The organism is uncultured Aureimonas sp. (genome assembly GCF_913775355.1).
Classification (GTDB): Bacteria; Pseudomonadota; Alphaproteobacteria; order Rhizobiales; family Rhizobiaceae; genus Aureimonas.
Window position 1 is genome coordinate 1 of sequence record NZ_CAJYIU010000201.1, and the last position, 8,228, is coordinate 8,228.

Here is an 8,228-nt window from a genome sequence, read left to right on the forward strand (position 1 = left end):
TCGGACCGTTCACGCCCGGCTTCGTCGCCGATCAGGGGTTGGCGACGGAACTCGCCGAACTCGGCGTGATCCTCCTGATGTTCGGCGTCGGCCTGCACTTCTCGCTTGCGGATCTCATGTCCGTGCGCGCGATCGCCCTGCCGGGCGCCGTCGTCCAGATCGCCTGCGCGACGCTGCTCGGCATGGGGCTTGCGTGGCTTCTCGGCTGGTCGGCCGGGGCGGGACTCGTGTTCGGCCTCGCACTCTCCGTCGCGTCCACCGTGGTGCTTCTGCGCGCGATGCAGGAGCGGCGGCTGATCGAGACCGGGAAAGGGCGCATCGCGGTTGGCTGGCTGATCGTCGAGGATCTCGCGATGGTGCTGGCCCTGGTGCTGCTGCCGGCATTCGCCACGGCACTTGGCGGGACCGCGCCGAGCGGTGGGAGCGGCGTCTTCACCGATCTCGGGCTCGGTGTCTCCGGCGTCATCCTGATGACGGTATTCAAGCTCTGCCTCTTCGTCGTCCTGATGCTGCTAGTGGGACGGCGGATCATTCCCTGGGCGCTGCAGATGACGGCCAGTTCCGGGTCGCGGGAGCTGTTTCGTCTGGCGGTCCTCGCCATCACGCTCGGCGTTGCCTTTGGCGCGGCCTCGCTATTCGGTGTGTCGCTGGCGCTCGGGGCCTTCTTCGCCGGCATGATCATGGCCGAGTCGGACCTCAGCCACCGTGCGGCCGAGGACACCCTGCCGCTGCGCGACGCGTTCGCCGTCCTCTTCTTCGTCTCCGTCGGCATGCTGTTCGATCCGCGAAGCCTGATCGAGGATCCGCTGCCGATCCTGGCGACCGTGCTGATCATCGTCTTCGGCAAGTCGCTCGCCGCCTTCGTCATCGTACGCGCCTTCCGCCACCCCGTCTCGACCGCCCTCACGATCTCGGTCTCGCTGGCGCAGATCGGCGAGTTCTCGTTCATCCTGGCGGAACTCGGCGGGCGGTTGAACATCCTTCCGCCCGAGGCGCGCGATCTCATCCTGGCGGGAGCGATCCTGTCGATCATGTTGAACCCGATCCTCTTCTCCTCGATCGACCGCCTCCGGCAGCGGCTTGAGCGCGGAACCGTCGACGAAGCGACGCCGTCGGTCTTGTCGCGGACGTCCGGCCCGGGGCGGGGGCACGAGCCGCAGACACAGCCGGCGGGGACGGTGCCGACGCACATCCCGGCCGGCAGCGTCGCGATCGAATCGGGAGACCTCAAGCCGACTGCCCTCGTCGATCACCTCGTCCTCGTCGGCTACGGCCGTGTCGGTTCGCGCATCGCCCAGCGATTGACGGATGCCGGCCGATCCTTCGTCGTGATCGAGGATGCGGACAAGCGCGTCGCCCGCATCCGGTCGGCGGGGCTGGAAGCGGTCGTCGGGAACGCCGTGAAGCCGGAGGTGCTTGCGGCTGCCAACGTCGCCGGGGCGCGCGACATCGTTCTGGCGTTCCCCAACAGCTTCGAGGCCGTGGCGATCATCAACGCGGCGCGCGCCGCCAACCCATCCATCCGCATCACCGCGCGCGTTCATTCGGGCGAGCAGCGCGAGCGGCTGATCCAGGCCGGGGCGGACACGGTGATCAACGGCGACGAAGTGACGGCGCAGGCGATCGCGGAACACCTCCTCCATGCCCGATCGGATCTGCCGCTCGGTGACGGGCCGATTCTGCAGGCGGAGGAACCCCTAATCGGCCCGGCATTGACAGCCGGATCGGATCGCTTACCCTAAAGCCTTCCAGGGGGAGTTCCGACAGGGAACTGAGAGGCCGGCCCGAATGCCCGGCGACCCCACGAACCTGATCCAGTTCGCACTGGCGTAGGGATGGAGTGACCCGCTCCAGAAGGGCTTGCCGGACGCCGTCAAACGCGTCGCGCCCTTCGCCGCGGCGGGCGTTTTCCCTCCGGCCGCTGTTGCAACAGATCGCGGCTGGGGAGCGGCGATGACCATTCAAGTGCTGGGAGCCGGTGTGGCCGGGCTCACGACAGCGCTTCGCCTCTTCGAGGCGGGGTGCGACGTCGTGGTTCACGAGAAGGGCGCCGATCTCGGCGCTTCGGCCTCGTGGCTCGCCGGCGGGATGCTGGCGCCGTACTGCGAGGCGAGCGTCGCGGATCGGAGCGTCATTTCGCCAGGGCTCGAGGGGGTGGCGTTCTGGCAGGCCGTGACTGACGTGCGGACGAACGGCACGCTGGTGGTCGCCTCGGGCCGGGACGCCGCCGATCTTAATCAGTTCGCCGCACGCACGCAGGCGCATCGCTGGCTGGATGCCGAAGGTTTGGCTGTTCTGGAGCCCGATCTCGGCGGCCGCTTCGCGCGGGCGATCTTCTTCGAAGGCGAGGCACATCTCGACCCGCGCCGGGCGCTTGGCGATCTCCTGCGCCGGATCGAGGCGGACGGAGGACGCGTCCGCTTCAATGCCTCGCTTGATCCCCACGACTTGAAGGGCGAACGGGTCGCGGACTGTCGCGGCCTTGCGACGGCTATGCCGCGCCTCCGCTCCGTGCGCGGCGAGATGGCGATCGTCCGCTGCCCCGATGTCGATTTGAGCCGACCAGTCCGGTTGCTGCACCCGCGCTGGCCGATCTACGTCGTGCCGCGCGACGACCATGTCTTCATGATCGGCGCAACGATGGTCGAGAGCGAGGCGTCCGGCGGCATAACGCTTCGCTCGGCCGTCGAGCTTCTGACGGCGGCCTTCGCCCTGCATCCGGCCTTTGCCGAGGCCGAGGTGCTGGAGTTCGGCAGCGGACGCCGTCCGGCACTGCCGGACAACCTCCCTCGCGTCGACCGCACCGATCGGGGCATCGCGTTTTCCGGCCTCTATCGCCACGGATTTCTCCTGTCCCCCGCCTTCTCGAAGATCGCCGCCGACATCCTGGTCGGCGCCAAGGAGCCCGCATGAAGATCCTGTTGAACGGCGAGCCCTGCGAGGTCGCGGCCCGCGACCTCGACACGCTGCTTGCCGAACTCGATGTCCGGCCCGATGCGGTGGCGACGGCGCTGAACCGCGAGTTCGTGCCGCGGGGCGCGCGGGGGAGCGCGACGATCGCGGAGGGCGACGCGGTTGAAATCCTGTCGCCGATGAAGGGGGGCTGACATGCGTCTGTACGACCGGACTTTCTCGTCGCGTCTGATGCTCGGCACCGCGCTGTACCCATCTCCCGCCGCGATGCGAGAGGCGATCATGGCGTCGGGCGCCGAGATCGTCACCGTTTCGCTGCGCCGGGAGGCCGCGGGGATCGGGAAGGGCGGACCGGGTTTCTGGGACGAGATCCGCGATCTCGGGCTTGCGTTCCTCCCGAACACCGCCGGCTGCCACACTGTGAAGGAGGCGGTGACAACGGCGCAGATGGCCCGCGAACTACTCGGCACGGACCTCGTAAAGCTGGAGGTGATCGGCCACGCCGACACGTTGCAGCCGGACGTGTTCGGTCTCGTCGAGGCCGCCCGGATCCTCGTCGGCGAGGGGTTCAAGGTCCTTCCCTACACGACCGAGGATCTCGTCGTGGCCGAGCGGCTGCTGTCTGCCGGCTGCGAGGTGCTCATGCCGTGGGGATCACCCATCGGCTCGGGTCTCGGCCTCAACAACCGCTACGGGCTGCGGTCAATGCGGGCGCAGTTTCCCGACGTGACGCTGATCGTCGACGCGGGTCTCGGCCGCCCCTCCCATGCGGCCGATGCGCTGGAACTCGGCTACGACGGCGTTCTTCTCAACACCGCCGTCGCCAGCGCCGCGGACCCCGTCGCGATGGCCCGCGCCTTCCGTCTGGCCGTCGAGGCGGGGCGCATCGCGTTCGATGCCGGCGGAATGGAGCCTCGCGACATGGCGGCGCCATCCACCCCCGTCTTCGGAAAGGCGGTGCTGGCATGATGGCGCTCGACCCGTTCTATCCGGTGCTTCCCGACGCGGACTGGATCGAGCGGCTGGTGCCGCTCGGCATCCGTCTCGTGCAGCTCCGCGCGAAGGACATGACGGCGCCCGAACTCCGCTCGCAGATCCGTCGTTGCAAAACGGTCTGCGCGGCGCACGGCTGCGTGTTCGTCGTCAACGATCACTGGCGGCTGGCGATCGACGAGGGGGCGGACTTCGTTCATCTCGGGCAGGAGGATCTGGCGGAGGCGAATCTGGCCGCCATCCACGCGGCGGGGCTCCGCCTCGGGCTCTCGACGCACGACGAGGCGGAACTCGCGACCGCTCTGGAGGCCGAGCCCGACTACGTTGCGCTCGGACCGATCTGGCCGACCGTCCTCAAGGCCATGAAATGGGCGCCCCAGACGCCCGAGAGGCTGCGGGCCTGGCGCGCGGCGATCGGAGCGCTGCCGCTCGTTGCGATCGGCGGAATCACGGTCGAACGTCTGCCGCCGGTCTGGGAAGGAGGCGCCGACAGTGCGGCCGTCGTCACCGACATCGTTCGGCATCCCGACCCGGAATCGCGAACCAGAGAGTGGATCGAGGCTACGCGTCACCGGCTGCGGCCGAACACATGACCGCTAGTCTCGGCGCGCGCGAAAATTTCTGCGCGCACACCACTCTCATAGGTTGCATTCTCGCATAGGTTGCATCTACAGTGTGCCGTCTTCCGTAGGATAGTGGACAGGAAACGGCCGGTGTCGCTCGCAAAACCCTTCAATACCCGCCCGCTCTACCAGCAGGTTGCGGACGAATTCATCTCCCGGATCGTATCGAAGACCTGGGCACCCGGCCAGGCCATCGAGAACGAGGCGGAGATCGCCCGTTCCCTCGGCATTAGTCTCGGCACGGTGCGCAAGGCCTTCGATATCCTGACCGAGCACAAGCTGCTCGAACGTCATCAGGGCAAGGGAACCATCGTCGCCGACTTCGAAGGCGGCAAGATGCGCAGCCGCTTTTCGAACGTCTTCGACCGGTCCGGCAACCGGATCTCCGGCGAAGTGTCGGTCGCGAAGGTCGTGCTCGCCACGGCGCCGCCGGAGGCTGCGGACATTCTCGGCGTGAACGGCCGGACGCCCGTCCTCCAGTTCGAGCGGCGTCGCACGCATCTCGGCCGTTTGTTCATGACCGAGGAGGTGTTCCTGCGGGTCGATGCGTCGGCCAAGACCATGTCGCAGGAGGGCCTCGAGAGCATGGCGACGGCGCGTTGGACCGGCCAGGATCTCGCCACCCACAAGCGCGAGAAGGCGACGGCGGAAGCCGCGACGGCGGCCGACAAGCGCAACTTCAAGTTGACAGGGGATGCCGCGATCCTGCGTTTGCAGCGCGTCATCTGCTCCTATCAGGATCGTCCGCTCGAGCTGCGCTTCGCGCGCTGCCACCTCGGCAACGATCTCGTCTACGCGACCAGCTGAGGCGAGGGGGCGCCGGCTCGCCAGCGCCTTAATTTTCCCTTAACGGTCGATGCGCGGCATGTTGGTCCGCGCTTCGACCGTCGAGGAGCCGCATGGCCGCGTCCCATTCCTACACGCTGCGGGGGCAGGTCGCCCGGCTCGAACTGACCACGCGCATGACGCTGGCGATCCTCGCGACGGCCAGCGGCATCTTCACCTATCTCGGCGTGCGCGAGCTGCTCGACGGCGACGCGACCACGGTCTTCTTCGGTGCGGTGATCTACTCCGTATCGGTGTCCGTCGGCATCTACGCCTTCTGGTCCTACCTCATCCGCATCATGCCGCATGTCCGCCGGCCGTCCGGCCGCCGCATGCTCTATCTCGCCATGGCGATCGGCTCATGCATGATCATGGCCATGTCGGCGTGGCTGAACGCCGCCGCGCTGGCGGGCGCGGCCGCGCTCGAGCAGCACATGTCGATCACGACGGAGGAGTATCAGAGCAAGCTGAACGAGGCGCACGAGAACGCGCTCGCGGCCCAGAGCCTTCTTCCCGACATCCAGCTGGCCGCGCAGCGTTTCGCCCGCCTGTCGGATGAGGAGCGCTCGTCCGGTGCGCTGACGGGCACGTCGGGGTCCGGCACCGTGGTGCAGCTCCTCAGCCAGATGTCGACGCAGCTCGTGAACCTCGCGCAGGAGATCGAAGCTTCGCGCGACGACGTGAGTGCTCTTTTCAAGGAGGGCGGCGACAGGCTCGGCGAGATGCGCCGGCTCGTGGCCGCCGACGGCAGCGTCAAGGAGCGCGGCACCGACTACGCGGCGCAGGCGACCGAGCTTGCCGGCATCATCGGCTCGCTGCAGCAGACTTCGGTGGCGCCATCGGTGAAGCGCGCGGCCGAAGACCTCGGGCGAACCTTCATCGCTCCCGCCGCCGACGGAGGCAACGCCGGGCTGCAGGACCGTCAGACGGCGGTCGTCGGACAGGTCGAGACGGCGGTGCGCCAGCAGAGCCTCGCGCTCGCCTCGGCGGCCGACGCCATTCTGGAACGGCCGCGCGTCGAGACCGTGCGCTTCACGCCCCTGTCCGCCCCCGATGCCGTCGTGATGTATGCGCGCGACTTCCTGCCGTCCTGGGCCGGTGCGATCGCGATCGATCTCCTGCCGGCCGTCCTCGTCTTCATCCTGTGCATCGTGCAGGAGCAGATCCGCCGCGAGGAAGGGGAGGAAGACGCCGAGATCGGCGACATGAGCGCGGTCGACATGATGCGCGCGATGCGCATCCAGCGCCGTCTGATGAGCGAGGTTGCGGCGACGCCGCCGATCGAGGCGCCGCCCGTCGATCCGGCTGACGACATCGTCCAGCAGAACGATCCGGCACCCTTTGCCAAGACGGCGAGGCTCTAGGCCGTCGTGAGCGATCATCTGGCGTCGCCGGGCTGGATCGAGCGTCGGCTCCTGTCGCTGCCGGACGGTGCCGTGCTTCGCCTCGTCTTCTTCGGTGTCCTGGCGATGGGAGCTTCGATGCTGGCGCAGGACGTCCTGAACGTCGTCGGCGATGCGGGCGACCATGAGCGCCTGACACGAACCGAGCCGCTTCGCCTGCCTCGCCCGCAGCCGGGCGATCAGATCCGACCCTATCTCCCGCGCGCGGTTCCCGTCGCGCCCGATCGCGGCGAACCCGTATTGCCCGGCTACGACTCGCCTCCAGCCAGCGACGCCATGGCGAAGGCCATGTCGTTCCATCTCGGCGCCGACGGCGCGGCTTCCGCGGTCGGCCGGATCGATGCGGGCACGGCGGAGGTCTTCCGGCGGTTTCTGGACGGCGAAGGCCGGAACGTTCGCCGTCTTGCCCTGCATTCGCCGGGTGGCTCGGTGCGCGACGCGATCGAGATGGCAACGCTGATCCGCGAGCGTAAGCTCGAGACCGAAGTGCCGGCCGATGGTTATTGCGCGTCGGCGTGTCCGCTCGTCCTCGCCGGCGGCGTTGCGCGGCAGGCAGGCGAATCCGCATGGGTCGGGGTGCATCAGGTCTATGCGGTGCCCAGAGGCGATCGCGGTCAGGTCCGCGACCTCGACCGGTCCGTCGCGCAGATCCAGGCGACGATCGCCGAATGCCAGAGCCTGCTGGTCGCGATGGACGTCGATCCCCGGCTCTGGATCCACGCCATGCAGACCCCGGCCGACGAACTCTACGTTTTGACGCCTGCCGAGCTTCGCGAGTTTCGCCTGGTGACGACGCCGGAGCCTCCGCCGGCCAGCTGATGGCTCAGTCCGGTTCGACCGTCGTCGGGCGGGCCGGCGGCGTGTCCAGATGGCGTTCGACGAAGGATTCGAGCGCGTCGAGCGCCTGCGCGCGGAAGGGATCGACCTCGTTCAGCGTCTCGTGGCGTGCGCCCTCGACGATGGCCAGTTCGACCTCGCGCGAGCCGGCCTCGCGCAGCCGCTCGGCCAGTCTCGTGACCTCGGCGCCGCCCTCGCTGGCAGGATCGAGCGAGCCGCCGAGGCAATGAATCGGGAGATCGTGCGGGATCTGCGACAGGGTTTCATGGCTGGCATTGTCGCGAATGAGCGCGAGGATGTCCTCGGCCATCGAGACGGTCGGCGTCCAGCCGCAGAGCGGATCGCGGATATAGGCGTCGGCAATCGCAGGGTCGTGCGTGAGCCAGTCCGCATCGGTCCGGCGGTTCGGCACCGTCCGCGCCCAGGCTTCGAAGGTCGCCCGGGCGAAGACGAGGCTCGCGACGTCCGACCCCTTCAGCATCTTCTCGACCTTCAGCGCCCCGCTGCCGAGGCGCGCCTGCCAGCCGAAGCGCATGCCGGCGTTCCAGACGAGACATCCGGACAGCCCGCCGCCGTAGCGACGCGCATAGTGGAGCGCGATGGCGCCGCCGAGCGAATGGCCGAGGACGAAGAC

At 68.4% G+C, this 8,228-nt stretch carries 9 protein-coding genes and 1 riboswitch; of the genes, 8 read left to right on the plus strand and 1 reads right to left on the minus strand.

The window, feature by feature from the left end:
- The 8 genes from QZ753_RS12435 to QZ753_RS12470 form a co-directional block, all read left to right on the plus strand.
- A partial coding sequence (locus QZ753_RS12435) for a cation:proton antiporter (protein ID WP_294644123.1) occupies positions 1–1,742 on the plus strand: 1,742 nt, incomplete at its 5' end.
- A riboswitch (TPP riboswitch) is annotated at positions 1,742–1,853 on the plus strand. (Overlaps the previous gene by 1 nt.)
- 100 nt (positions 1,854–1,953) lie before the next feature.
- On the plus strand, positions 1,954–2,913 hold the full coding sequence (locus tag QZ753_RS12440) for an FAD-dependent oxidoreductase (protein ID WP_294644124.1): 960 nt from the start codon (positions 1,954–1,956) through the stop codon (positions 2,911–2,913).
- Complete coding sequence (gene thiS / locus QZ753_RS12445; RefSeq protein ID WP_294644125.1) at positions 2,910–3,107, plus strand: sulfur carrier protein ThiS; 198 nt, start codon at positions 2,910–2,912, stop codon at positions 3,105–3,107. Before QZ753_RS12440 ends, thiS begins: the two co-directional genes overlap by 4 nt.
- A gap of 1 nt (position 3,108) precedes the next feature.
- Positions 3,109–3,882, plus strand: coding sequence for a thiazole synthase (locus QZ753_RS12450; protein WP_294644126.1), 774 nt, complete (start codon positions 3,109–3,111; stop codon positions 3,880–3,882).
- Positions 3,882–4,499: a thiamine phosphate synthase gene (locus QZ753_RS12455; protein ID WP_294644130.1), complete on the plus strand. Its 618-nt coding sequence runs from the start codon at positions 3,882–3,884 to the stop codon at positions 4,497–4,499. Before QZ753_RS12450 ends, QZ753_RS12455 begins: the two co-directional genes overlap by 1 nt.
- Before the next feature lie 120 nt (positions 4,500–4,619).
- Complete coding sequence (locus tag QZ753_RS12460; protein WP_055883761.1) at positions 4,620–5,336, plus strand: GntR family transcriptional regulator; 717 nt, start codon at positions 4,620–4,622, stop codon at positions 5,334–5,336.
- Between the two features lie 92 nt (positions 5,337–5,428).
- Complete coding sequence (locus tag QZ753_RS12465; RefSeq protein ID WP_294644127.1) at positions 5,429–6,718, plus strand: hypothetical protein; 1,290 nt, start codon at positions 5,429–5,431, stop codon at positions 6,716–6,718.
- Between the two features lie 6 nt (positions 6,719–6,724).
- A complete protein-coding gene (locus QZ753_RS12470) occupies positions 6,725–7,576 on the plus strand; it encodes an ATP-dependent Clp protease proteolytic subunit (RefSeq protein WP_294644128.1) in 852 nt (283 codons plus the stop codon).
- A 4-nt stretch (positions 7,577–7,580) separates the two neighbouring features.
- Here QZ753_RS12470 and QZ753_RS12475 read toward each other — a convergent pair.
- The coding region (locus QZ753_RS12475) for an alpha/beta fold hydrolase (protein ID WP_294644129.1) at positions 7,581–8,228 on the minus strand (648 nt) is incomplete at its 5' end.